The sequence below is a fragment of the Arthrobacter sp. 05T444 genome (assembly GCF_056395905.1).
Genome location: NZ_JBFTKK010000007.1, coordinates 144,208 through 168,395 on the forward strand (window position 1 = coordinate 144,208; position 24,188 = coordinate 168,395).

22 protein-coding genes, 1 tRNA gene and 1 other RNA gene are annotated in these 24,188 nt (G+C 65.5%); 15 read left to right on the forward strand and 9 right to left on the reverse strand.

The window, feature by feature from the left end:
* From AC1DD3_RS09215 to AC1DD3_RS09235, 5 genes are all read left to right on the forward strand, one after another.
* Nucleotides 1-1,002 (forward strand): sugar phosphate isomerase/epimerase family protein, encoded by a 1,002-nt coding sequence (locus tag AC1DD3_RS09215; protein ID WP_476881487.1) that lies wholly within the window; start codon nucleotides 1-3, stop codon nucleotides 1,000-1,002.
* A 5-nt stretch (nucleotides 1,003-1,007) separates the two neighbouring features.
* Complete coding sequence (locus AC1DD3_RS09220; protein ID WP_476881488.1) at nucleotides 1,008-1,928, forward strand: 3-keto-disaccharide hydrolase; 921 nt, start codon at nucleotides 1,008-1,010, stop codon at nucleotides 1,926-1,928.
* Nucleotides 1,925-2,815, forward strand: a complete 891-nt coding sequence (locus AC1DD3_RS09225; RefSeq protein WP_476881489.1) for a TolB family protein — start codon at nucleotides 1,925-1,927, stop codon at nucleotides 2,813-2,815. The genes AC1DD3_RS09220 and AC1DD3_RS09225 overlap by 4 nt, the downstream gene beginning before the upstream one ends.
* Before the next feature lie 4 nt (nucleotides 2,816-2,819).
* Nucleotides 2,820-3,857: a Gfo/Idh/MocA family protein gene (locus AC1DD3_RS09230; protein WP_476881490.1), complete on the forward strand. Its 1,038-nt coding sequence runs from the start codon at nucleotides 2,820-2,822 to the stop codon at nucleotides 3,855-3,857.
* 178 nt (nucleotides 3,858-4,035) lie between these two features.
* Complete coding sequence (locus tag AC1DD3_RS09235) at nucleotides 4,036-4,569, forward strand: GNAT family N-acetyltransferase (protein ID WP_230118759.1); 534 nt, start codon at nucleotides 4,036-4,038, stop codon at nucleotides 4,567-4,569.
* Here AC1DD3_RS09235 and AC1DD3_RS09240 read toward each other — a convergent pair whose 3' ends face one another.
* Nucleotides 4,570-6,702 (reverse strand): amylo-alpha-1,6-glucosidase, encoded by a 2,133-nt coding sequence (locus tag AC1DD3_RS09240; protein WP_230118738.1) that lies wholly within the window; start codon nucleotides 6,700-6,702, stop codon nucleotides 4,570-4,572.
* Between the two features lie 42 nt (nucleotides 6,703-6,744).
* Nucleotides 6,745-7,857, reverse strand: a complete 1,113-nt coding sequence (locus tag AC1DD3_RS09245) for a glycosyltransferase family 4 protein (RefSeq protein ID WP_230118737.1) — start codon at nucleotides 7,855-7,857, stop codon at nucleotides 6,745-6,747.
* 254 nt (nucleotides 7,858-8,111) lie between these two features.
* Here AC1DD3_RS09245 and AC1DD3_RS09250 point away from each other — a divergent pair, with 254 nt between their 5' ends.
* The gene (locus tag AC1DD3_RS09250) at nucleotides 8,112-8,837 is read left to right on the forward strand and encodes a DsbA family oxidoreductase (RefSeq protein WP_230118736.1); all 726 of its coding nucleotides are present in this window, start codon (nucleotides 8,112-8,114) and stop codon (nucleotides 8,835-8,837) included.
* Nucleotides 8,838-8,899: 62 nt separating this feature from the next.
* Nucleotides 8,900-9,550 carry a TetR/AcrR family transcriptional regulator gene (locus tag AC1DD3_RS09255; protein WP_476875067.1) on the forward strand — a complete coding sequence of 217 codons (651 nt, stop codon included), beginning with the start codon at nucleotides 8,900-8,902 and terminating at the stop codon, nucleotides 9,548-9,550.
* A gap of 11 nt (nucleotides 9,551-9,561) precedes the next feature.
* Here the strand turns inward: AC1DD3_RS09255 and AC1DD3_RS09260 are convergent, their stop codons facing one another.
* Both AC1DD3_RS09260 and AC1DD3_RS09265 read right to left on the reverse strand, forming a co-directional pair.
* Complete coding sequence (locus tag AC1DD3_RS09260; protein ID WP_230118734.1) at nucleotides 9,562-10,236, reverse strand: LytR C-terminal domain-containing protein; 675 nt, start codon at nucleotides 10,234-10,236, stop codon at nucleotides 9,562-9,564.
* Entirely contained in the window at nucleotides 10,229-10,528 is a 300-nt protein-coding gene (locus tag AC1DD3_RS09265) for a type II toxin-antitoxin system VapB family antitoxin (protein ID WP_476875206.1), read from the reverse strand. The genes AC1DD3_RS09260 and AC1DD3_RS09265 overlap by 8 nt, the downstream gene beginning before the upstream one ends.
* Before the next feature lie 148 nt (nucleotides 10,529-10,676).
* Here AC1DD3_RS09265 and AC1DD3_RS09270 point away from each other — a divergent pair, with 148 nt between their 5' ends.
* Nucleotides 10,677-11,609, forward strand: coding sequence for a Cof-type HAD-IIB family hydrolase (locus AC1DD3_RS09270; protein WP_230118733.1), 933 nt, complete (start codon nucleotides 10,677-10,679; stop codon nucleotides 11,607-11,609).
* 78 nt (nucleotides 11,610-11,687) lie between these two features.
* A complete protein-coding gene (locus tag AC1DD3_RS09275; RefSeq protein WP_230118732.1) occupies nucleotides 11,688-13,325 on the forward strand; it encodes a stealth family protein in 1,638 nt (545 codons plus the stop codon).
* Between the two features lie 79 nt (nucleotides 13,326-13,404).
* Here the strand turns inward: AC1DD3_RS09275 and AC1DD3_RS09280 are convergent, their stop codons facing one another.
* The 3 genes from AC1DD3_RS09280 to AC1DD3_RS09290 all read right to left on the reverse strand — a co-directional run bounded on the left by AC1DD3_RS09280 (nucleotide 13,405) and on the right by AC1DD3_RS09290 (nucleotide 16,436).
* Complete coding sequence (locus AC1DD3_RS09280; protein ID WP_230118731.1) at nucleotides 13,405-14,319, reverse strand: phosphodiesterase; 915 nt, start codon at nucleotides 14,317-14,319, stop codon at nucleotides 13,405-13,407.
* Between the two features lie 173 nt (nucleotides 14,320-14,492).
* Nucleotides 14,493-14,882, reverse strand: a complete 390-nt coding sequence (locus tag AC1DD3_RS09285) for a hypothetical protein (protein WP_476881491.1) — start codon at nucleotides 14,880-14,882, stop codon at nucleotides 14,493-14,495.
* Nucleotides 14,883-14,933: 51 nt separating this feature from the next.
* Nucleotides 14,934-16,436 (reverse strand): M23 family metallopeptidase, encoded by a 1,503-nt coding sequence (locus AC1DD3_RS09290; RefSeq protein WP_476875065.1) that lies wholly within the window; start codon nucleotides 16,434-16,436, stop codon nucleotides 14,934-14,936.
* Nucleotides 16,437-16,595: 159 nt separating this feature from the next.
* On the opposite strand from AC1DD3_RS09290, the gene AC1DD3_RS09295 reads away from it, so the two are divergent.
* The gene (locus AC1DD3_RS09295) at nucleotides 16,596-17,504 is read left to right on the forward strand and encodes an oxygenase MpaB family protein (protein ID WP_230118728.1); all 909 of its coding nucleotides are present in this window, start codon (nucleotides 16,596-16,598) and stop codon (nucleotides 17,502-17,504) included.
* 64 nt (nucleotides 17,505-17,568) lie between these two features.
* On the opposite strand, the gene AC1DD3_RS09300 is transcribed toward AC1DD3_RS09295, so the two are convergent.
* Nucleotides 17,569-17,656 (reverse strand) — tRNA-Ser (locus AC1DD3_RS09300).
* Nucleotides 17,657-17,792: 136 nt separating this feature from the next.
* Between AC1DD3_RS09300 and AC1DD3_RS09305 the strand changes: the two genes are divergently transcribed.
* The 5 genes from AC1DD3_RS09305 (at nucleotide 17,793) to AC1DD3_RS09325 (ending at nucleotide 23,780) form a co-directional block, all read left to right on the forward strand.
* A complete protein-coding gene (locus AC1DD3_RS09305; protein WP_230118727.1) occupies nucleotides 17,793-18,116 on the forward strand; it encodes a YqfO family protein in 324 nt (107 codons plus the stop codon).
* Nucleotides 18,117-18,176: 60 nt separating this feature from the next.
* Nucleotides 18,177-18,273, forward strand: an RNA gene (gene ffs / locus AC1DD3_RS09310) — signal recognition particle sRNA small type.
* A complete protein-coding gene (locus AC1DD3_RS09315) occupies nucleotides 18,272-21,598 on the forward strand; it encodes a DNA polymerase III subunit gamma and tau (RefSeq protein WP_476881492.1) in 3,327 nt (1,108 codons plus the stop codon). The genes ffs and AC1DD3_RS09315 overlap by 2 nt, the downstream gene beginning before the upstream one ends.
* A gap of 100 nt (nucleotides 21,599-21,698) precedes the next feature.
* Nucleotides 21,699-22,298 carry a recombination mediator RecR gene (gene recR / locus AC1DD3_RS09320; protein ID WP_230118725.1) on the forward strand — a complete coding sequence of 200 codons (600 nt, stop codon included), beginning with the start codon at nucleotides 21,699-21,701 and terminating at the stop codon, nucleotides 22,296-22,298.
* 123 nt (nucleotides 22,299-22,421) lie between these two features.
* A complete protein-coding gene (locus tag AC1DD3_RS09325; protein WP_476875060.1) occupies nucleotides 22,422-23,780 on the forward strand; it encodes an aspartate kinase in 1,359 nt (452 codons plus the stop codon).
* A gap of 131 nt (nucleotides 23,781-23,911) precedes the next feature.
* On the opposite strand, the gene AC1DD3_RS09330 is transcribed toward AC1DD3_RS09325, so the two are convergent.
* Nucleotides 23,912-24,154 (reverse strand): hypothetical protein, encoded by a 243-nt coding sequence (locus AC1DD3_RS09330; RefSeq protein ID WP_476875059.1) that lies wholly within the window; start codon nucleotides 24,152-24,154, stop codon nucleotides 23,912-23,914.
* Between the last annotated feature and the right edge of the window lie 34 nt (nucleotides 24,155-24,188).

Consider the following 24,188-nt stretch of genomic DNA (forward strand, 5'->3'; position numbering starts at 1 on the left):
ATGCCCCGCCCGTATACCCTGTTCACCGGCCAGTGGGCCGACCTGCCCTTCGAGGAAGTTGCCCGGCTCGCGTCCGGATGGGGCTATGACGGCCTGGAAATCGCCGTGTCCGGGGACCACCTGGATGCCTGGCGCTGGGACGAGCCCGGCTATGTCGAGTCCAAGCTCGCGCTCCTGGAGAAATACAACCTGAAGGTCTGGGCCATCTCCAACCATCTCAAGGGCCAGGCTGTGTGCGATGACCCCATCGACTTCCGCCATGAAGCCATCGTCGGCTCGAAGGTGTGGGGCGACGGCGACCCCGAAGGCGTCCGCCAGCGCGCCGCGGAGGAAATGAAGCACTCCGCCCGGCTCGCCAAGGCCCTCGGTGTGGACACCGTCGTCGGGTTCACCGGCTCCTCCATCTGGCAGTACGTCGCGATGTTCCCGCCGGTTCCGGAAAAGGTCATCGAGGCCGGCTACCAGGACTTCGCCGACCGCTGGAACCCCATCCTGGACGTCTTCGACGACTGCGGAGTCCGCTTCGCCCACGAAGTCCATCCTTCCGAGATCGCCTACGACTACTGGACCACCGTCCGGACCCTCGAAGCGATCGGGCACCGCGAGGCGTTCGGCCTGAACTGGGATCCGTCCCACTTCATGTGGCAGGGCATCGACCCCGTCTCCTTCATCTGGGACTTCAAGGACCGGATCTACCACGTGGACTGCAAGGACACCAAGCTCCGCCCCACCGGCCGGAACACCGTCATGGGCTCGCACCTTCCCTGGGGCGACCCCCGCCGCGGCTGGGACTTCGTCTCCGCCGGACGCGGCGACGTCCCCTGGGAATCCTCCTTCCGCGCCCTCACCGCGATCGGCTACACCGGCCCCATTTCCGTCGAGTGGGAAGACGCCGGCATGGACCGCCTCCACGGCGCCCCCGAAGCCCTCGCCGCGCTCAAGAAGTTCGATTTCCCCGCCTCCCAAACATCCTTCGACGCCGCCTTCAGCAGCAAGGACTAGCGGAGGTGGGTTTTCCCAACACGGCTCCGGCAGGCCCGCCGGACACTGCCTCTGAGGCTGAAGCGCCCGACGGCGGTAGGTACTTTCCGCTGTTCGACGGCGTCAGCCTGTCCGGCTGGCGCACTGTGCCCCGCGTCTACGGCACGGAATACCCGGGTGGTCCGAGCATCCTGGAGCTGTTCGACCGCCGCGGCCTGGCGCGGCCGGCGGAACCCGAGAAGCACGCGGCTCACTGGTTCGTGGAGGACGGAGTCCTGGTGGGCGAGCAAGACTCCCCCGGCAGCGGGTACGGCGGCTACCTGGTCAGCGAGCAGGCGTTCGGCGACTTCGAGCTCGTACTGGAAATGCGCCCCGACTGGCCGGCCGACACGGGCGTCATGATCCGGCGCCGGCCAGACACGTGGGAGGGTTTCCAGGTCTTGGTGGACCACAGGCCGTCCGGCGGCATCCGCGGATTCTTCGGCAACGGACTCGCAAGCTTTTCCGCCGTGCCGTTCGCGATCGATGCCGCGCGGGATGCCGACGGCCGCCCGGTCGGCTTGATTGCCGACGATCCCGCCACCTCGGTGGAACCCGTCACCGAAGACAAACGTGCCCGGCTGAAATACGCGGCCGACGTCGAGGATTTCCTCAAAGTGTGGCGCTGGGACGACTGGAACGAGCTAAGGATCCGCTGCGTAGGAACACTGCCGGTCATCACCACCTGGGTCAACGGCCTCAAGGTCGCCGAACTGGACACCGCCAGCCTTGACTCGCCCAACTACGATCCCGACGCTGTCCTTGGAGTGCTCAGCGAGCGCGGCCACATCGCGCTCGAAGTGCACGACAATGACGCCATGTTCGGCGAAGCCCGCTGGGGCAAGGGCGCACAGTGCCGGTGGCGGAACATCAGGATCAAGGATCTTACGAAAGAAGAAGCAAGGTGATCCGCACCCTCCAACCCGGCCAGCGCTGCGAGGTATGGGCCGCCTCGGTCTCCGGAGAATCCGCGCTGGTGTACTCAACGGAGGACGTTCTCCTGGAGGCACCGAACTGGACCCTCGACGGCGGTTCACTCGTCCTCAATGGCGACGGGAAGCTCTGGAAGCTGGACGTCGCCGGCGCGTCGCTGACAGGAGTGCCTCTCACCGGCGTCCCGGACCTCAACAATGACCACGTCCTGGACCCGGACGGCACCGGCATCTACCTCTCGGCGAATGACGGCCACATCTACCGTGCCGAGCTCAGTGGCGGCCAGGCCGAGCGCATCACCAAGGACGACGGATCCTTCCACTTCCTCCACGGGGTGAGCCCGGACGGCCAAGAGCTTGCCTACGTCCGTATCGAGGCGGGCGACTTCACCCAACCTGGCAGGCTGATGACCATCCCGGCCGACGGCGGCGCCACCGCCAGCGTCAATGTCGGCAGCGGCCACTGTGACGGACCGGAGTATTCCCCGGACGGAAAGTGGCTCTATCTGAACACGGAGTCCTTTACCTCTCTCCCGGGCCACGCCCAGCTTGCCCGTGTGCAGGTTGACGGGAGCGGGTTCGAGCGCCTCCTGGAGTCTGACACCGTCGACTGGTTTCCGCACGTCTCTCCCGACGGGCGCTTTGCCAGCTACATCCGGTTCCCCCGCGGAACCGAAGGCCACCCCGCCGACTTGCCTGTCGCCGTCGTACTTGTCTCCACCGGTGACTGGGCAACGCCGCTGCACACGTGGCCCCTTTTCGGTGGCCAGGATACCCTCAACGTCACGAGCTGGTCGCCGGACTCTGAGCGCTTTGCGTTCGTGGCGTACCCGCTCTCTAGCTCAGATTCAACAAAGGACTAATCACGTGGCCAACTACAGCAACGGCACCTCTGACGGACAAATCCGTTGGGGAATCCTCGGCACCGGATTCATCGCCGGTCTGCAAACGCAGGACCTGATCGACAACGGTTTTACTGTCCAGGCTGTCGGCTCCCGCACGGTGGAATCGAGCAAGTCATTCAGCGACAAGTTCCACATTCCCACTGCCCACGAAGGCTACGAAGCGCTGGTTGAGGATCCGGACGTTGACGTGGTTTACGTTGCCACCCCGCACACTTTCCACCATGCCCACGCTCTCCTCGCCCTGAACGCCGGCAAACACGTGCTGGTCGAGAAGTCGTTCACCATGAACGCCCGCGAAGCGCAGGAGATCGTGGCGCTGGCCGAGGCCAAGGGCCTTGTGGTCCTGGAGGCCATGTGGAGCCGATTCCTCCCCCACATGGCCCGAATCCGCGAGATCATTGCCGAGGGCACGCTCGGCGAAGTCCGCAAGCTGGTGGCCAGCCACAATCAAAACCTGCCGAAGGATCCTGCGCACAGGCTGAACGACCCCGCGCTGGGCGGCGGAGCGCTGCTGGACCTGGGCATCTACCCGGTTTCGTTCGCTTTCGACGTGTTCGGCACTCCGTCCGCCGTTCGGGCAAGTGCCTCGATGACAACCACGGGCGTGGACCGCCAGACTGCGGCAATCTTTGAGTACGCACAAGGACAGCAGGCCCTCGTGGACTGTGAGCTGGATGCCGCCGGAGCGAACCGGGCAGTGGTTATCGGGACGGAGGGTTGGATCGACATCGAGTCCACTTGGTACAACCCCACGCCTTTCACTGTGTATGACACGCGCGGAAATGTTGTGGAGAGGTTCGACCAGCCCGTCAAGAGCCGGGGGATGCAGTACCAGGCGGTTGAGCTGGAACGCCTGGTCCGGGAAGGCTCCACTGCCGGTACCACTCTCCCGCCGAACGAGAGCGTGGCGGTGATGGCCGCGATGGACGAGATCCGCCGCCAGATCGGGCTTAGCTACGACGCCGATGCCGTGCCGGAAGGGACAGTCTCGAATGACTGACACCGTCTCGCCGCGGATCGCTGAACTGCGGCAGCACGAGGAAGAACTCGTTTTCGCGAGTTTTGACCACCACGATGCGTGGCGCCTCGGCTCTCTCATCGCCGACCATGCGATTGCCGAGGGCCATGGCGTGGCGATCGAGCATACCTGTACAAGACACTCTCGTCGGAGGACCTGCATGACGCACACTATCCGCAAGGCGGCCGCGGACGACGCCGGGCGGCTGGCCGAGCTGGCTGCCGTCACCTTTCCGCTGGCATGCCCGCCCGGATCATCGCGTGAGGACATCGCTGCCCACCTCGCCAACACACTCAGCGAGCGCCACTTCCGTGCGTACCTCGCCGATCCCGCGGTGACGGTCCTGGTCATTGATGCCGGCGAAGACCTCCGCGGCTACAGCCTGCTCGTGGACCGGCCAACCTCCGATCCGGGCGTGGCCTCCGCGCTCAATGCCCTCCCGTCGGTCGAGCTCAGCAAATGCTATGTGCACCCGGACCATCACGGTCTCGGCGCCGCGGCCGAACTCATGCACGCGAGCCTCGAGTCCGCCGCAGGTACTGGGGCCGCCGGGATGTGGCTCGGCGTCAACAGCGAGAACGCCAAGGCGATCCGGTTCTACGAAAAGTCCGGTTTCCGGAAGGTGGGAACCAAGTCATTTCAGCTGGGCAGCACCGTGGAACATGACTTCGTGATGGAGCGCAGGCTGGGATAGCTAACCGCCAAGGTCACTGTTAAGGGGCGGACGCGGCTCCTTCCGGAGCTTCAGTTCGGGAGGCAACCCCTCCACGCTCCCCTCCCCCCTATGGGCCCGGATGGTGATCCTGGAGCGGCCCAAGAGGACGTTTTCTGCCCGGACATCGCCGAGCTCGGCCGGCAGTATGGGCGCCAGGTGCAGGACATTCCGCGTGAAGTCTGGGTCAAAGCGCAAAAGAATCCGGGCCAACTGCACCGGAGCGGCTGCTGCCCACGCCTGCGGGGAGCAGGCTGTGGGGTACGGCACCGGCTCCGGGAAGTCACTCCGGTCAAAACCGCAGAACAGCTCCGGCAGCTGTCCGTCGAAATGCGCGGCGGCGGCAAAAAGCCCGCCCGCGACCCGGCGGGCCTCGTCCACGAAGCCGTAGCGCATGAGCCCGGTGGCCACCAGTGCCGTATCGTGCGGCCAGACGGAGCCGTTGTGGTAGCTGACAGGGTTGTAGGCGCCCATATCCGAGGCCAGTGTCCTGATGCCCCACCCCGTAAACATCTCCGGCGACATGAGTCGCTCGGCGACCATGGGCGCCTTGTCCTCATCGACTATTCCTACCCAGAGGCAGTGGCCCATGTTTGATGCGCACGAGTCCACCGCCTGCTTGTCCTTGTCCAGCGCGATGGCGAAATACCCCTTGTCGGGCAGCCAAAACCGCTCGTTGAACGACGCCTTCACGGTGGCAGCACGCTCGGCCCAGTGGTGTTCCAATGACGAGTCCCCGGCCCAGCGGGCCAGCAGCGACCGGCCCACGTAGGCGGAGTAGACGTAACCCTGGACCTCGCACAGTGCGATGGGTGGCTCAGCCATCCTGCCGTCGGCGAAATTAATCCCGTCCCACGAGTCCTTCCACCCCTGGTTCAACAATCCGTGGGGGTTGGGCCTCAGGTACTCCACGAAGCCGTCGCCGTCGCGGTCCCCGAAGTGCTCGATCCAGTCCAAGGCACGGTCCGCATGCGGCAGCAGCGAACCGATGATGTCCTCGCCCAGTCCCCAACGGCTGAGCTCACTCAGCACGGCCACAAACAGCGGGGTGGCGTCGGCCGTGCCGTAGTAGGAGGTACCCCCCAGCGCCAGGCCGGCATTGACGCCAAACCGCACTTCATGGGGGATCCGGCCGGGTTCCTCCTCCGAATCGGGGTCCACCTTCGTGCCTTGAATTTCGGCCAGGGTTTGCAGCGTCCCGGCGGCCAGGCCGGGGTCCACGAGCAGGGCCATGTAGGAGGAAAGCAGTGAATCCCGGCCGAAGAGCGCCATGAACCATGGGGCACCGGCGGCGACCGCCACCCTCCCCGAGTGTGCGGCATCAAAAATCCGCAGGGACCCCAGATCGCTCTGGCTGCGGCTCAGCACGTGCTGAACATTCCAGTCGGTGACGGTAATGCGCGGTACGTGTTCCGCCCACGCGATATGCCGCTGCACACCCGTCCGTTGGTGGGGCGAGGCCGTTTCGCTGAACGGTTCATCGGGCCCCTTTCCGTTGATCAGCGGCACCACGATGACGCTCGTGGACCACTGCCCCCGGGGCGGGATCTCCACCCGGAATGTCAGTGCATCCTCCCGCACGTGCGCGGCGGCTGCTCGGAGAACCGTGCCCCGGCGCTGGCCGTTGCGCTCGGCCTCGATAAGGAGCTCCCCGTCATGGACGCTCCTGCGAACGACAGCCCCGGTCGTCACCCTGGCGCCTTTGACGTCGAAGAGATCGGCCATGTCGGAATCGAGGCTAAGTTCGATGTCACACACGGCTGCCTCGCCAGAGTAATTGCGGATCGTGATGTCGTCCCGCAGCCCGGGGCCCACGTGCCGTTGCTGCTGAACCACCAACGGGCTGTCAAACCTCCCGTCCGCCCACCGGGCCCGCCCTACGAACGTCGCCTGGAAAGCGGTGGGCGTCCTGGCTACCAGCGGTTCCCGGAGTGCTCCGTTGACGCGGAGCATCCAGCGGGAAACGATCCTGGTGTCCTGGTAGAAAACGCCTTGCGTTCCACCCGTCACAATGTCTCCGCTGTCGGACGAGATGCAAAACGACGATCCTTCTACGACTGTCACCGCGCCTGCTTCCGAGGGACCTGCCTCCGTATCGGAGTTCCACGCATTCACGGGCTGCTTCCTTTCCTACGGGCAGTTGCGGCAATGCAAGACTCAGATTCCAGCAGGCCCTCGATTTTCTACTCCGCGCCCCAGGGGATCCCGCATCTGATTCTCGTGCACCGCCCCCGGATCCGGAACCCCGAAAGACTGCCCCTGCTCCAGAACGCTGGCGAACAGCTCCAAATGATCAGCAACCATGCGGGCAGAACTGAAGCGCTCCGCTACAGAGGCCCGGCAAGCTTCCCGGCTGAGTGAGGCCACGCCCAGCAGAAGCGCTGGCAGTTCCGCCAAGGAAGCCAGAAACCCGGTGACACCGTGGTCCACGACCTCCGGAGCCGAGCCAACCGGAGTGCCCACTACCGGTGTCCCCGTGGCCAGGGATTCGATCATGACCAGGCCGAACGGTTCCGGCCACTGGATGGGATTTAGGAATGCGACGGCGTTGCCCATGAGCGCGTACTTTTCGTCGTCCGTGATCTCCCCCATGAAGTCCTCGTTGGGGCCCAAGAGGGGCTTCACGACTTCCCGGTAAAACCGCAACTCATCGGGTTCGCGCATCTTTGCCGCGATGCGCAGGGGAATTTCTGCCTTCCGGGCAATAGCGATTGCTTCAACCAAGCCCTTGTCCGGGCACACCCGCCCCACAAAGCACGCGTAGCCCCCCTTGCCGGTGCCCGTGGGGACCGTGGACAGGTCCAGCCCGTGGTGGATTACCCGTGCGATCGGCACGTCCGGCGCATGCGTGACCTGATCGCGGGAAATGGCGATGATGCTGGCGGTCCTCCCAACGGCCCGGTAGATGTCCGCCGCTGCGGGCGTCAGCCGGCCGTGGATCGTCGTCACGACCGGGACAGAGGAGGGGCGATGGGCGTACAGCGGACCGGCCATCGTGTGGTCGTGGATCAGGTCCACACCCCGCATGCCCTGGTACGCCCGTATCACGTGGCTGAGCTCCGAAAGGGTGGACCCCAGCTCGGCAGGTTCCGAAACCCTCATCCCCGAAACACGCGGGACCGGGCATTCGCTGTCGGAGGGAACAGCCAGCAACACCTCGTGCCCCGCAGCCGCAAAACCACGGGCAAGGCTGTCCACCACCCTCTCGGTGCCGCCGTAAGAGGGCGGAGGAACGGGAATCCAGGGTCCCGCAATAAGTCCTATCCGCATTCCCCGGCCTCCCAGGTGACAGAGCAGACGGCCCCGCACAATGGCTGCGGCGCCGTCCTCGGCGCATCGGGGCAGAACTAACGATGGCGTTCGGATGAAGAGCATCCGACGGCTGACTTCATAACCTACGTCAAACGATATTGTCCGCAGTGACGCCGGGCAAGGCTGGTAACTGAAGCTGTGCGCTGTGCGCTGTGGCCAAGCCAACAGTGCACGGCAGGAATGCCAGCGCGTGGGTTCAGGTTGTGGCAAGCATGAAGATTGAAATCTGGTCAGACGTCGCGTGTCCGTGGTGCTACATCGGCAAGCGCCGTTTCGAGGCCGCCCTGGCCGAGTTCCCGCACCGCGATGCCGTGGAGGTGCAGTGGCGGAGCTACCAGCTTGACCCTTCCCTGCCCGAGCACTACGACGGCACCGAGCTCGACTACCTCAGTACTCGCAAGGGCATGGCCCCGGCGCAGGTCTCACAGATGTTTGACCATGTGGCAGCTGAGGCCCGAGGCGAGGGGCTCAACTACCGGTTCGACGCCGTCGTGGTTGCCAACAGCTTCACTGCCCACCGGCTCATCCACCTGGCCGCCGCTCACGGGAAGCAGGATGCCGCCAAGGAGCGGCTCCTCAGCGACCACTTCGAACACGGCAAGGACATCGGCAGCCGCGAATACCTCACCGTCCTCGGCCGGGAGCTGGGCCTGGACGCCGTCGACGTCGCGGAGCTGTTCACTTCCGACAAGTACGCCGACGACGTGCGGCACGACTTTGCCGAAGCGCGCGCCCTGGGCATCAGCGGCGTCCCGTTCTTCGTCATCGACCGCAAGTTCGGGCTCTCCGGCGCCCAGCCGTCCGCAACGTTCAGCATGGCGCTGGAGCAGGCGTGGCAGGAATCGCATCCGCTGGTGATGGTCGCGGCCGACGCCGGGACCAAGGACGCCGGCGCAAACGGCGGCGAGGCATGCGGTCCAGACGGCTGCGCCGTCTGATTCTCGGATTGTTCGGGTGTCGGCGCCCGGGGTTTACTGACAGATCGCGGTAAAGTGTCCGTATGCCCCGGATTTCGGCCCCCAGCAATGCTGCGCAGCGCGCCGAGACCCAGCGCCGCATCCTGAATGCCTTCGGCGAGCTGCTCTTCACCCACGGACTGCCCGGGCTGACCATGACGGACGTTGCGCGCCATGCCGGAATCGGGCGGACGGCCGTGTACAACTACTACGCCGACATTGAAGAGCTGCTCATCTCGTACGCGCTCGTCGAAACGGAGCGCTTTCTGGCGGAACTGCGCGAGTCGCTCAGCCGCCTGGAGAATCCAGTGGACCGGCTCGCCCTGTATGTTCGCGCCCAGGTGGAGGACCTCAGCCGCCGCCACCTGCCGCCCGGACCGGCCATGGGCGCCGTTCTTTCGCCGGCGTCCTTCGCCAAGCTCGCCGATCACGTCGGCGGCCTGAGTGACCTCCTGCAGGACATCCTGCGCAGCGGCATGGACCAGGGCTACCTGCCCGTGGCAGACGTCCGGCAGCAGGCCCAGCTGATCCACGGAACACTGTCCTCCAGCGCGGCCCGCGGAAGCGAGGAGCCGGACGACCTGGAGGAAAGAATTTCAAGGACAGTGCGCTTCATCCAGTTGGGTTCCGGTGCAAGGTTCGACGACGGCGGCCGCCCTGTCCCGCTCGGCGGGCGGCCCGCCGTGGCCGGCTAGGCTCCCGCCGTTCAGGGCTTGACGCTTGGCGTGGGTACGACCGGCAACGGGGCATCATCCGCGATGCGCCTGCTTTCCCGCGGGCAGCTCAGCTTGCCAGGGGTCTGGTCCACCAACTCGGGCTTGGCCAATCCCCGGTAGTCGCCGGCCAGGATCACGTCAACGCTGGCATCCGTGCGCCCGTCCTTGAAATAGTCGGACCCCGGGACGTTCCGCTGGACGGTGAAGGCCGCAGCCTGGCCGGCGGCACCGGACACCACGGCGGCCACGCCCCGGTAACCTGTTTCGGTGTTACCCACCTTGCCGACGCCGAACTTGCGGACCTTGAACTCGTTGGCGGCCGACTTGGCGAGGCCGGCCCGGCTCGTGGCGTTGAAGACGTTGACTTTGACCTTGGCGTTAGGGGTGTAGTCAAACGTTGCGGCGGGGCAGGCCGAAGCCTTCGCCCCGCTTTCCTCGGTTCCAGGAATTTTGATTTGGCCGTTCATGATGCCCAGGGCTGCCAGGATCGCCCCAACGATCAGCGCAAGAAGCAAGATAAGCACCACGCCGTGCAGGATCCGGCGCCGCAGCCTGCCGGGGTGGTCGAGGGTGTCGTCCTGCTCCACGAACGTGGCCCGCAGCTCCGGACCCGTGATGACGCGGTGTCCATGCAGGACCGTGACGTCCTTGCGTTTTCTAGCCATCGATCACCAGCACACGGGCGTGAATGGCGGTGCGCTGGTGCAGTGCCGTCCGGACAGCCCGGTGCAGGCCGTCCTCCAGGTAGAGCGTGCCCTGGTACTGCACAACGTGCGGAAAGAGGTCGCCAAAGAAGGTGGAGTCCTCGGCCAGCAGGGCCTCGAGATCCAGAGTCCGCTTGGTGGTTACAAGTTCATCCAGCCGCACGGGCCGCGGCGGGAGCGATGCCCAGTCCTTGGGCGTGCTGAAACCATGGTCGGGGTACGGGCGTCCCTCGCCCACAGCTTTGAATATCACCATGCAAGCCTAAGCACCTTGCCTGTCCAAGGGAATGTGGAACCGGCCCGCATCGGAGGTTGTAGCCAAACAGTAACCATGTGTCACATCCGGCCCGGATTTGCCTGCCTCGGCGCCCCGGGCAGGCGGTGGCTGTCAGAATGGAGCCATGACTGCACCTCCCGCGAATGCCGCCGCTGCCACCTTAGGCGCCCACACGCCGTCGACTCCTCCCCTTGCCCTCCTCCTGGACGTCGACGGCCCCGTGGCCAGCCCCGTGACCAGGAACGTCAAGCCGGAAATCATCGCGGACCTCGTGGCACTGGCCGCCGCCGGGATCCCCATCATCTTCAACACCGGGCGCTCGGACGCCTTCATCCGCGAGCAGGTCATGGAACCCATGATCGCGGCGGGGATGCCGGCAGGAACGCTGATCCATGCCATCTGTGAAAAGGGCGCCGTCTGGTTCAGTTACACGGCTGCCGGCCCCGGCCCTGTCCATGTGGACCACGAACTGGCTGTCCCCGCCGCCTACGGTGACGATATTCGCCGGATGGTGGCGGAGGACTATTCCTCGCACATGTTCTTTGATGAGACCAAGCGCGCCATGGTGTCCGTGGAACAGCACATCGAGGTGCCCAACAGCGAATACCTGGCCGAGCAGCACCTGTTCGACGAGGAAGCCATGGAACTGATGGCGCGCCACGGCCTCGGTGTCGTGCGGCTGGACCACCACGCACCGAACTCCGACGACGAAGTCGACTACCGGGTGGACCCCACCATCATTTCCACGGACATCGAGTCCGTCCGGCTCGGCAAGGACCTCGGCGCGAGCCGGGCCGTGGAGCTCCTCGCGGCGCAGGGCGTCACGCCCCAGGCCTGGCGGACCGTGGGTGATTCCCGGACGGACTACGCCATGGCAGACTGGCTGCACCACAACGACCACCCGGTCAAGCATGTGGACGTCCGGCCCGCGGACGGAGTGCCGGTCAAGCCCTACGACATCCTCACCGCCACCGACCTGGGCCTGGATGCGACGGTCATCCACGACGACGCCGGAGCGGCTTTCCTTCGCAGCTGGCGTGAGGCGCTGGCGGGCTGAGCCCGCTCCCGCCGCTCGGCCGCACGCGCCACTCTGGGCGGCGGCACTGTTCTCCTGCAGTTTTTTGGCAGGACTATCATGCAAGTAAGAGCCCATCCCCTAGCAGCACGGAGAATCCCCATTACAGACGTAACGGTTCAGGACGACATCTATTACGGCGGACAGACTTCCGAGGATGTCCCGGTGCTTGCGGAAGTAACGTCGCCGGCCGCTGTTGCGCGCCTCAAGCACCGCCCTGACGTGGTCCGTCGCTCTGGCCGGTATGCACTGATCAACCAGAACCGCACGCCCTACCAGGCCATGGTGGAGGACCTGCTCTTCCTGCGGACGGTGCTGGCAGGCGCCAGCCTGGATTACCTGCTGGTCCGGGGCAACAACGACCGCCCTGTGATCGCCCTGGACTGGAAGAACCGCAAGAAGCTGCGGGCCGCCCTGGTTGAGGCGTGCCGCAACGAGCCGTTCTACTCCATGACCGTGGACGCCAAGAAGAAGACCTCCGTGCTCGTGGCGGACGGTGAACTTTCCACCAACCGTCAGGCGAGGATCTTCCGCTTGTACAGGCCCCGGGTGGAGCCGAACGGCGGTTTCGAGTTCGGCGCCTCCGCAGGCGTGCAGGTGGAGCTCTGGAGCTTCGAGGGCGACCAGCTCATCCTGCCGATCGAGAACTCGCTGACGCGCCGCACCATGCTGACGCAGGACGCCGTGCGGGGAACCGTTGAACGCTATGGCCACACCTGGCCCACCATCGAGAACATGTTCGCTGATCACGCGAGCGACATCAGCTTCGACATCGACCTGGTTTTCTCGTGGGTAGACGGCAGTTCTCCGGAGTACATCGCAGCCCGCAGGGCGCGGCAGACCGGCGCTGTCCTCGGTGAGGGTGACGACCACGAAGCGCGGTACCGGCAGATCAACGAGCTGAAGTACGCACTCCGGTCCGTCTACATGTTCGCGCCGTGGATCCGCCGCATCTTCATAGCTACGGACTCCCCCGCGCCCGAATGGCTGGCGGACCACCCGTCCGTGACGATTGTCCGGAGCGAAGAGTTCTTCGCCGATCCGTCCGTGCTCCCTACCCACAATTCCCAGGCCGTGGAATGCCAGCTGCACCACATCGAGGGTCTTTCAGAGCATTTCCTGTACTCCAACGACGACATGTTCTTCGGGCGTCCTGTGGGGCCGGACATGTTCTTCACCCCGGGCGGGATCACCAAGTTCATCGAGGCCGAGACCCGGATCGGGCTCGGGGACAACGCAGCCGAGCGCAGCGGCTTCGAGAATGCCGCCAGGGTGAACCGGAAGCTGTTGTGGAACCGCTTTGGCCGGATCACCACGCGCCACCTGGAGCACTCCGCCGCGCCCCTCAGGCGCAGCGTGGTGGCCCAGATGGAGCAGGAGTTCCCTAATGAATTCGCCAAGACTGCGGCCAGCACCTTCCGCGCGGCGGACAACATCTCCGTGACCAATTCCTTCTACCACTACTACGCGCTGCTCACCGGCCGTGCTGTCACCCAGACAGCGGCCAAGGTCAGGTACGTGGACACGACCCTCCGGGCGGGGTTGAACTATCTGCCCAAGCTGCTGGCTAAGCGCAACATGGACTTCTTCTGCCTCAATGACGGCAGCTTCCCAGAGGTTCCGGCCGAGGAGCGGGCCGAGCTCGTCACCGACTTCCTGGAGAAGTTTTACCCCATCAAGGCACCCTGGGAGAAGTAAGGGCTGGGACAAGTAAGGGCCTGCCGCGGCGATTGCGTCGCCGCGGCAGACCTGCCGCCTCGATGTCAGGCCCCTGGGGCTAGGACTTTGCGGTCAGGACCGGGCGCTTGGCATGCTCGGGGATGCGGACTCCGGCGGCCACGAGGCGCCGCTCGGATTCTTCGGGGCTGACGTATTCCCCCACCGTGGGCGCCGCGCCCAGCGGCACCACCGAATGGACGATGGTGTGCTCGTACACGTGCACCAGGTTAAAGGCCTGCCCGCCGTCACGGCCGCGGGTGCCTCCCACAGGGACGTTCAAGTCCTGGGTGTAACACGTGGCCGAGGCCACCGACACCGGGATACCGGCGAAGGTTGCAGTGGTGGAATAGTGAAGGTGCCCTGCCAGAATGGTCCGCACGTCCGAGTTGCGGACCACGGCAGCCAGGGCGGCCTGGTCGCGAAGCTCCACGAGCACGGACAGGTCAAGCACCGAGGGCACCGGCGGATGATGCAGCGCCAGGATGGTGCCGTCCGGGGCCGGGGTTTCCAGCTGCGCGGCCAGCCAGTCCAGCTGGTCGCCGCTGAGCTCGCCGTGGTGGAATCCCGGCACGGAAGTGTCCATGGTGATGACTCGCAGGCCGTTGACGTAATAGCTGTGGTCCACGGGGTCATCATTCCCCGGCTGGTCCAGCAGACCGGCCCGGAAATTGGCGCGGTTGTCGTGGTTACCCATTGCCCAGATGACCTTGGCGCCCAGATCCCCGCACGCCGGTTCAACGATCGCGCGGAGTTTGGCGTAAGCCTCGGGGTCTCCCTTGTCCGCCAGGTCGCCGGTGAAAATGACGGCTTCCGGACGAGCGCCTGATGCCTGGACCTCGTCGAATAGCTGAATTAGGCGCGCTTCGCTGTCAACTGCGCCGTAAAGGGGGTCCGGACCTCCCAACAGGTGGGGGTCACTCAGGTGGAGTAGAAAATGACGTGGCCTGGGGTGCTCGGCCTCGATGAGCTCCATTGCTGCCTTCGCGGTAGTTAGGAAGCGGGCGCCTCCAGTGTTCCCTCTCAGTACGCTCCATCCAACCAGATAAAAAGCAAACTTTGGGGAAACTGAAGTTGGCATGTTGAAAAATTACGATGCCTGCCGCTTCTTGGCTAACGCTCCTCGCTTTCGTTTCATATTGGCGGTCATCATGCGATGGCCGCTTTCTTGGGTTTGCCGGAGGTCCGGTCACGCCGGATCAACGGCGGGGGCGAGCCGCCCCACATCTCCACCTTCACAGCTTGGTTCATGCGGAACTTCCAGGGGTTCCACCGCGCCGTGCAAGGCAGAATGCTCTTCTTGGATTTGGTCAACTCGCTGTACGCGGGGTGCTGTTCCTGGCCATCGAGATCTGTCCAGGCGGTCAGCGGGACTGTGACACCGAAGCCAACAGGCACTGTGTTCCCTGTAAAGCGTCCAAAATCAATGACGGTTCCGTCATTGAGTGTCGGCGGAATCGTGGGGAGGGAAGTTACATGGTGCTCTCTGGCCGGTCGCATGGTTGATATTAATGACAACGGTAATTGCAGCCGCTGCATTCCTTCGACCTCCTTACCGGCTGGAGCCGGACGGCGAACCCTGCCGCGCGATTACGGCGCGGCGGTGGGATCCGCCGTCACGGCAGCTTCAGTTCCTGCGGGCGCATCCGCAGGGGCTTCTTTTGTGACAACACTTGGATCAGCCGCGGAATCGACTGCTGCTGACGGCGTCGGGGCCGGCGGCTCCGTCGGCGTCGGAGTTGGCGGCTCGGTCGGCGTTGGAGCCGGCGTAGGCGCTGGTTCCGTCAGGGGTGTGGGCACTGACTCTGCGGGAGGCAGCGGATCCGCGGGAGGCGCCGGATCAGCCGGAGGTGTTTCCGGGGCCGGGTCTACAGGCGGGACCGGAGTCGGTTGCGGTGCCGGTTCAGGCGTCGGTGGGAGCGCCGGTTCCGGCGTCGGGATTGGCACCGGGGTGGGGGTTGGAGTCGGGGTTGGCGGTGGCACAGGCGTTGGGGTTGGAGTCGGCGTTGGTTTTGGTGTCGGCTTGGGCGTCACCGCGGGGGCGGCCGGCCTGGTGACAACATCCGGTTTGGGCGTCACACGGGGGCTCGGCGTTGCGACAACTTCTTGCGATGACGAACTGGTGAGCAGGGAAGGCCGCGAAGACCTCGCGACGGCACTCGGCTTCGGGTCGCTGCCCACCGCCGAAACAGCCGGTGAGGTGCCGCCGTCGTCCGTGCTTCCGTCAAGGAAGGGAATCGTCCAGCCTGCCATGCTCGGCGCGTCGGGGTCGAAGCTGGCCATAACGCCAGGCTTCAGGGACGCGACCTGCCGGATGGGCAGGAAGGTCCACTTCATCGGATCCTCGTGCTGCCCGTCCTTGATGACTTCGAAGTGCAGGTGGCATCCGGTGGAGGATCCGGTGGTACCGACCTCGGCAATCACCTCACCGACGCGGACGTGATCGCCCTTCTCCACGGCGATGCCCCGCAGGTGGTTGTACGTTGTGATCAGGCCATTTCCATGGTCGATCTCAACCCTGTTGCCGCCGCCCCACGGGTGCCAACCGGCCGCCCGGACCACGCCGGAGTCGGCAGCATAGACCCGGGTTCCACAGGCGGCGGCGAAGTCCTGGCCCCAGTGGAATTCTCCGGCCTCCCCGGTCAGGGGATTGTGACGCAGCCCGAACGGTGAGCTCGGAACCAGGTCTTCGAGCGGAGCCATGAGGAAGCCCTTGCCGGGACGCTTCAGAACCGTCGACGCGACTCCGGGTGTCTGCGGTTTGGCGCCGGTTTTTGCCGACGCACCACGGGCAGAACTGCCCCCGGGTGTCCGGCCGGAAGGTATTTTTGCAGCGGAGTCGGCGGCTGCCCCGTCCACTTCATGCCCGTCGGGGACGCTGTCCGGGTCAAGCAGCGCCGGGCCTACTGTGCCCGAGGGAGGCGTCAGTGCGATGGTGGCCGCAGCAGGCTGCGGGACCGGACCGGACGGTCCCTGGAATCCGAAGGCGAAGACGGAGAACCCCACGACCACCGCAGCGGAAAGGCTCCGCAAGGCAATCCGGCCCGGGCCGTTTACCCTCGGTGCGTGTCGGTATCCCCCATGAGCTGCCACAGAATTCTCCTGAAATTGGACCCGTCAAACTCCTGTCTCGACGAGCGCGTCCTCCATTGTGGCCACAGGCACGAGCAGGGGGAAACCCCCTAAAACGGGGGGTAAGCACCGGCCCAATATAGGTTTAGGGGGCCCAGGCCGGGTGCGCGAGAATAGAACATGCGCAACTTCCCCAGGGAATGGCAGGCAGAAGTTAAGCGGACCCTCACGGGAAGCCCTGACGCGCCGCCGGAATGGATGCAGCTGTTCGCCGAGGGCGACGACGCCGGCTATTTCCTGCCGGGATCCGCCGTCTGGGCTGTCCACAGGGGCATGCCCACCCTGGTCGCAGGAATCCGGGCACTGCTCATGCAGTCGCTTCATCCTGGCGTCCTCGCCGGGGTCCACGACCACTCCAGATTCCGCGAGGACGCCCTGGGCCGCCTCGCCCGGACAACCCGCTGGATCCACGCCGTCGCTTACGGGTCCACGGCCGATGCACAGGCTGCGACCAGCTCCGTGCTCCGTATTCACGAGTCAGTTCGCGGAACGTACGTGGACGGGACGGGCGCCGCCCGGGACTATTCGGCCAACGATCCTGAGCTGCTCACCTGGGTGCACGTCACCTTCGTCGATTCGTTTCTGGAGGCACACAAGAGGTGGGGCGGCCCCATTCCGGGCGGACCCGATGCCTACGTCCGTGAGTGGGCGCAGGCAGGCCGGCTGATGGGCATCAATTCTCCACCCCTCAGCGAGACCGAGCTGAAACGGGAGCTGGACGCGTGGTTTGCAACGGGCGCTTTGCGCGCGGACCAGAGGGTTGCCGAGACCGTGGCCTTCATTCGGAATCCGCCGTTGCACCCCTCCCTGAAGCCCGGATACCGGGTGCTTTTCCAAGGAGCGGTGCTCAGCCTGGAACCCCAATACCGCGAGATGCTGGGACTGCGGCAGGCGCGTCTTGGCCCGCTGCCCCTCCCGGTGAAGCTGGCTACCAGCGCGACTCTCGCCGTCGTGCGCCTGGCGCTGGGCCGGATGAGTCCGAGCGAGCGCGCCGCCCGGCAGCGGATCCGAAAGCTGGGAGCTCCGTAATTTGGGAGGGAAGCCCGAATACACGAAACCCCGGTTCCGACAATGTCAGAACCGGGGTTTACGATGGCGGAGAATGGGGGATTTGAACCCCCGAGGGCGTTAACCCAACACGCGTTCCAGGCGTGCGCCATAGGCCGCTAGGCGAATTCTCCAGTTGCTTCTGAATCAAAAGCAGATACTAGAATACCCGAACTTTCCGGCATCGCCCAATTGAGTGGATTGGGCCCTATTTTTCGCCGTGGTTGTTCGGCCGTGACGGGCCGGTACGCGGCTGGCAGGATGGGTGTCATGTCGCAGCTCCACGCCCTTGTCGTGTATGTTCCCGAGTCACATGCCGAGGCCCTGATGGCCGCCGTCGGGGACGCGGGTGCCGGGCGGCTTGGCCACTATTCGCATTGCTCTTTCACGTCGCCGGGAACGGGGCGGTTCACGCCCCTGAGCGGCTCCCGGCCGTTTCTCGGCACGGAAGGTGTGCAGGAGATGGTGCCTGAACACCGGATCGAGTGCGTGGTGGATGATGCCGTGCTCGACGCCGTCGTACGTGCACTGCGGGCGGCCCACCCCTACGAGGAACCGGCGTTCATGACCTGGCCGGTGAACGGGCATCGGTAGCCGGCGTGGGGGCGCTCCCGGGCCGATTCGGGGCACGCCGAAACTTCGGGTAAACTGTCTGACGGCCCCTCATGTGGCGTCATCCTGTTGAACTCCCCCAGGACCGGAAGGTAGCAAGGGTAGACGGGCTCTGGCGGGTGCATGGGGGGTCTTTTATGTCAGTCCCGATTGGTAGGGTTTTCTCTGTGACTGTTACTACCGCCCTTTACCGTAGGTACCGCCCCGATTCGTTCGCGGACGTTATCGGGCAGGAACATGTCACGGAGCCGCTCATGACGGCCCTGCGCAAAAACCGCGTGAACCACGCCTACCTTTTCTCCGGACCGCGCGGCTGCGGCAAGACCACTTCGGCCCGCATCCTGGCCCGCTGCCTCAACTGCGCGGAAGGTCCCACAGACACCCCCTGCGGCGTGTGCCCCAGCTGCATTGAACTGGCCCGCGGCGGCTCAGGATCACTCGACGTGATCGAGATCGACGCCGCCAGCCACGGCGGTGTTGACGATGCCCGGGACCTCCGGGAGCGGGCTACCTACGCCCCCGTTCGGGATCGCTACAAGATCTTCATCATCGACGAAGCCCACATGGTCACCTCGGCAGGCTTCAACGCCCTGCTGAAAATCGTTGAAGAGCCGCCGGAACACATCAAATTCATCTTTGCCACCACCGAGCCGGACAAGGTCATCGGAACCATCCGGTCCCGCACGCACCACTATCCCTTCCGGCTGGTGCCGCCGGAACCGCTGATGGCGTACCTCGAGCTGCTCTGCAAGCAGGAAAACGTTCCCGTGGCGCCAGGCGTGCTGTCTCTGGTCATCCGCGCGGGCGCAGGCTCTGTCAGGGATTCGCTGTCGGTTCTTGACCAGCTCATGGCCGGAGCCGGACCCGACGGCCTGGACTACGAGCTCGCCGTCGCGCTCCTTGGCTACACCCACGCTTCGCTCTTGGACGATGTGGTTGAGGCCATTGCCGCCTCCGATTCCGCGACCGTTTTCCGGGCGGTGGACCGTGTCATTCAGACCGGGCATGATCCCCGCCGCTTCGTCGAAGACCTCCTGGAACGCTTCCGGGACCTCATCATCGTCCAGGCCATGCCGGAAAGCGCACAGTCCATCCTTCGGGGCACGCCGGCCGACCAGATCGCGCGGATGCAGAACCAGGCGCACAACTTGGGCGCCGCCGAACTGTCGCGGGCAGCCGACGTCACCAACACCGCCCTGACGGAGATGACCGGCGCCACCTCCCCGCGGCTGCACCTCGAGCTGCTTTGCGCCCGCATCCTGCTGCCCAGTTCGGAACAGACCGAACGCGGCATTGCGGCGCGGATCGACCGCGTGGAGCGCAGACTCAATTACGCAGGGAACGACGTCGGCGCTCCGGCGGCCACTGCTCCCCCGGCCACTGCTCCCGCGCCCGCTGCGACGCCGGCCACTGTTCCCGCGCCCGCTGCTCCCCCGGCACCGGCCGCTGCTCCCCGACCGGCCGCTGTTCCCGCGCCCGCTACGACGCCGGCCCCTTCGACCGCCGGGACTGCCACTCAAGCGCCAGGCAGCCACCCACCGGCTGTCCCGCAGGTCGGCACGCCTGCAGAGCGGGAGACCATCGCTGCACCCCGGATCAGCAGCAGCGACTGGCCGGTGGAAGAACCGCAGCCAGGCGTCCGCAGGCCGTCCTCCGATTCGGCTGCCGGCACCGGACGCGAGCCCGTTCCGCACGCCCAGCCAAAAGAACCCGCTCAACCTGCGCAGGCTGCCCCGCCCGCCTCCGGCGCCGCGCCTGCGCACGCCGCGGAGTCACGCCCGGAAGTGGCGCCCTCAGCACCTGCTGCAACTCCGGCCACTGCCCCTCGCGCAGCAGCTTCAGCGCCTGCGGGTGCAGCCGCCGACGTCGAAGTGCTGCGGCGTGCATGGCCGGAGATCCTGCAGACGCTCACGAAAATCAAGCGCAGCACCTGGGCGCTTGTGGAGCCCAACGCCCAGGTTGGCCAGTTCGACGGTCAGGTGCTGACGCTGGTCTTCACGACGCCCGGGCTGGCGGGAGCCTTCGGGCGCGCCGACCATTCCGAGAACCTGCGGCAGGCCATCCACAAGACCATCGGCATCGACTGCCAGATCACTGCGACGGCAGGCGGATCCAATAGCGCAGCGAGCTCTGACCCAAACCCAAAAGGGCCTACTAGCCGGGACATCCCGGCTACCACCACGGATGCGGACTGGGGGCTGACCCCGGCCACGCCTCAATCCGCGCGGGAACCGGAGCGGCAGGTGCAAGCGCCGGCAGCGGCATCGGCCGTTTCGCCCGGTGCGGCTTCCGCGGTGGTTCCGTCGTCGGCTTCAACCCCACCAGCCTCGCCTGCTGGCGTGTCAGGCTGGACGCCGCCCCCTGGTCCGGCACCCGCTCCAACCGCCCCGGATCACGGCACCGGCAGTCAGCCTTCGCCCGCTCCTGCGGCCACCGCTTCGCTGCAGCCCGCCGACGCCGGCCAACCGGACGACGCCGTGTCATCAGACGCCGTGTCATCAGATGACCTGCCATCAGGCGACGCTGGGCAGCAATCCGGTGCCGGACTGGGCGGCTCCTACTCCTACCCTGACGACGACTGGGGTCCGCCCCTCGACGAGGACGCCCCGCCCCTGGACGAAGAACCGCCCATGGACTGGGAGCCTTCGCCCCAACGTCAGCAGCACAATGCTCCGTCGTCGCAGGATCTGCCGCGCCAGGCTGCCGACGCGGTATCGGCACCGACTGGGCACCCGGCACCAGCTGAACGCGCCGAACAAAAGGACGGACCCGGCCAAACTGACCGCCAGTCAGTGCCCGATAACTCCGGCGACCCCTGGACGCGTGCCGTGGAACAGGCCCCCGGCGTGTGGCTCATTGGCTCCGAAAGCAATGTGGGCAAGTATTCGGGCGAAACCGCGGATGGAAGTGGGCAAACGCCGCCAGCAACAACTGCACCGCGCTATGAACCGGCAACGGCTCAGGTGCCCCCGGCGGAACCGGTCCTGGCAGGCGCTTCGGTGTCCACGCCGGCTGCGGTCGACGCCCACGTTCCGGCACAGGCTCAATCCACCGAGCCTGAAGCAGGCACGCCAGCGTTCGCTCCTGCCTATGCCATGGCGTCCGCTCCGGTTCCGGCAGCCCACGCCACTGCATTCGCGCCAAGCGCGGCGCCCGCTTCACAGCCCCGCCCTGAGGCAGTCCCGGCTGCGTCGCCCGAGGCGGCACCTGTACTTCCCGCCAGCGGAAAGCTCAGCCTCTACCAGAGGCTGTCGAACAGCCCAGAAGCCGAAGCAGGGCGGGCGAAGGCACCGGCCCGCAAGGCCGACTCCGTGGCGTCCTACGTACAGGACATCCCCAGCGCGGACGACGAAACCATCGAGGAGTCCGGCGTGTTTGGCAGGGCCGCGGTTGAGCGTATTCTGGGCGGAAAGCTGATTGAGGAACGGTCACTGGACGGAAGTCCGCTGGTGCCCCGTTATTAGAACGGACTGCCCGCCCGCTCCGTCCGCTGTCCGTCGCCGGTCGCGCCGTGCCGGCGGCACGGGTTAGCGGCCATCTTCCAACCAAGTAATCGAGGACGTTGTGTACGAGGGTGCAGTTCAAGAGCTGATCGACGAGCTCGGACGCCTGCCCGGCGTCGGGCCAAAGTCGGCCCAGCGGCTGGCCTTCCACATTCTGGAGGCCGATCCCCAGGACATGAAGCGCCTCGCGGATGCCATCACCACGGTCAAGGAACGTGTTAAGTTCTGCACGGCCTGCGGCAACGTGACCGAGCAGGAGCTCTGTAACATCTGCCGGGACCCGCGCCGGGACCCCTCCGTCATCTGTGTAGTGGAAGAATCCAAGGATGTCCTGGCGGTGGAGCGTACCCGCTCTTTCCGGGGCAGATACCATGTGCTGGGCGGCGCGATAAACCCCATCGCCGGTATCGGTCCCGACCAGCTGCGGATCCGCGAACTCCTGACCCGCCTCAACGACGGCGCCATCCAGGAAATCATTATTGCCACCGACCCCAACCTCGAGGGGGAAGCAACGGCCACGTATCTTGCCCGGATGCTCAAGTCGATCGGCATCGCAGTGACACGGTTGGCTTCCGGCCTCCCGGTAGGCGGCGACCTCGAGTACGCCGACGAAGTGACACTCGGCCGGGCCTTCGAGGGCCGCCGCAACGCCCTCAGCTGACCGTCCGGGGTCACAATTCAACGCCCGCCGGGGGCGGCGATAAACTGGTCACATCAGTTACGCCGCCGCGCCGCAAGGCCGCCTGGCCTCCAGAACTCCGATTGATCCAGTGAAGGTGCACGCATGAGTATGCCCAGTACCGATGTGAAGACCGAGCCGCAGCCGCAGGAGCACGCCGTTAAGCCGGCCGCCACCGCCCAGCTCATCGTGCAGAAGTTCGGCGGCTCCTCGGTGGCCGACGCGGAGGGCGTCAAGCGGGTTGCCAAGCGCGTTGTCGACGCGCAGAAAGCCGGCAACGAGGTCGTTGTGGTGGTTTCTGCGATGGGCGACACCACGGACGAACTGCTGGATCTCGCTGCGCAGGTCACCGATTCCGCTCCGGCCCGGGAGATGGACATGCTGCTCTCCGCCGGCGAACGCATTTCCATGGCGCTGCTGGCAATGGCCATCAACAAGTTCGGCGCCTCCGCCCAGTCTTTCACCGGTTCCCAGGCCGGCATGATCACCGACGGCATCCACGGCAAGGCCCGGATCATCGATGTCGATCCGCACCGCATCCGGACGGCCCTCGACAAGGGCCATATTGCCATCGTTGCCGGCTTCCAGGGCATGAGCCGCACCACCAACGAGATCACTACCCTGGGCCGCGGCGGCTCGGACACCACCGCCGTTGCCCTTGCGGCCGCCCTCGACGCCGATGTCTGCGAGATCTACACGGACGTGGACGGAATCTACACCGCCGATCCGCGCGTGGTGCCATCCGCCCAGAAAATCGACCGCATCTCCAGCGAGGAAATGCTGGAACTGGCCGCGTCGGGAGCCAAGATCCTCCACCTGCGGTGCGTCGAGTACGCCCGCCGGTTCGGTGTGCCGCTGCACGTCCGTTCCTCATTCAGCCAGCACGAAGGCACCTGGGTCCTGCCGGGCGCCGACGACAAAATCAAGACTCAAGAGGGAGTTGCCTTGGAGCAGCCAATCATCTCCGGTGTTGCACACGACCGGTCCGAAGCCAAGGTCACCGTCGTGGGTGTTCCGGACATCCCCGGCAAGGCAGCCGCGATTTTCCAGGTGATCGCGGACGCGCACTCGAACATCGACATGATTGTCCAGAACGTCTCCACGCACGGGACCGGCCGCACGGACATTTCCTTTACGCTGCCCATCGTGGAAGGTGCAGACGCCCTCGCGGCCCTCCGGGCGGCCGAGCCGGAGATCGGCTTCGAAAGCATTGAGTACAACGAGCAGATCGGCAAGCTTTCGCTGATCGGCGCGGGCATGCGCTCCCACCCGGGCGTTTCGGCCACGTTCTTCAAGGCCCTGTCCGACGCCGGCATCAACATCAACATGATCTCCACGTCAGAAATCCGCATCTCTGTGGTGACGCACGCCGATCTGCTGGACGACGCCGTCCGGGCCATCCACAAGGCGTTCGACCTGGACAGCGAAGACGAGGCAACGGTCTACGGCGGCACAGGCCGCTAACCAAAGGCTTCAGGCACAAGAAAACGACTGCCGGTCTGGCTCAGCCAGGCCAGCAGTCGCGTTGGTCATGCGCCGTGGAGCGCGCCATGTTCAATGCGTCGTGTTCACTGCGCAAGTTTCAGGATTTCCCCCTACTGGAGATCGCTCTTGCGCACTGCGTAGTGATGGCCTTCGGAATCGGTCTCGACCTCAAACTGCGCCAGATCGTCTTCCGAGGCGTGCTCGAAGTCGTCATGCATGTGAACCACCGGCGCTGAGGAATCGCCTTGGGTGGCAGGGCCGAATACGAACCGGAGCCTGTCGGTCAGGTCCATAAAGCCAGCGAGTACATGTGCCACAAGTCCCACCTCCTTCCCTGAACGAAGGTCGAGCATCTGCTCTTCGTAACTGCCAGTGCCCTCATTTTAC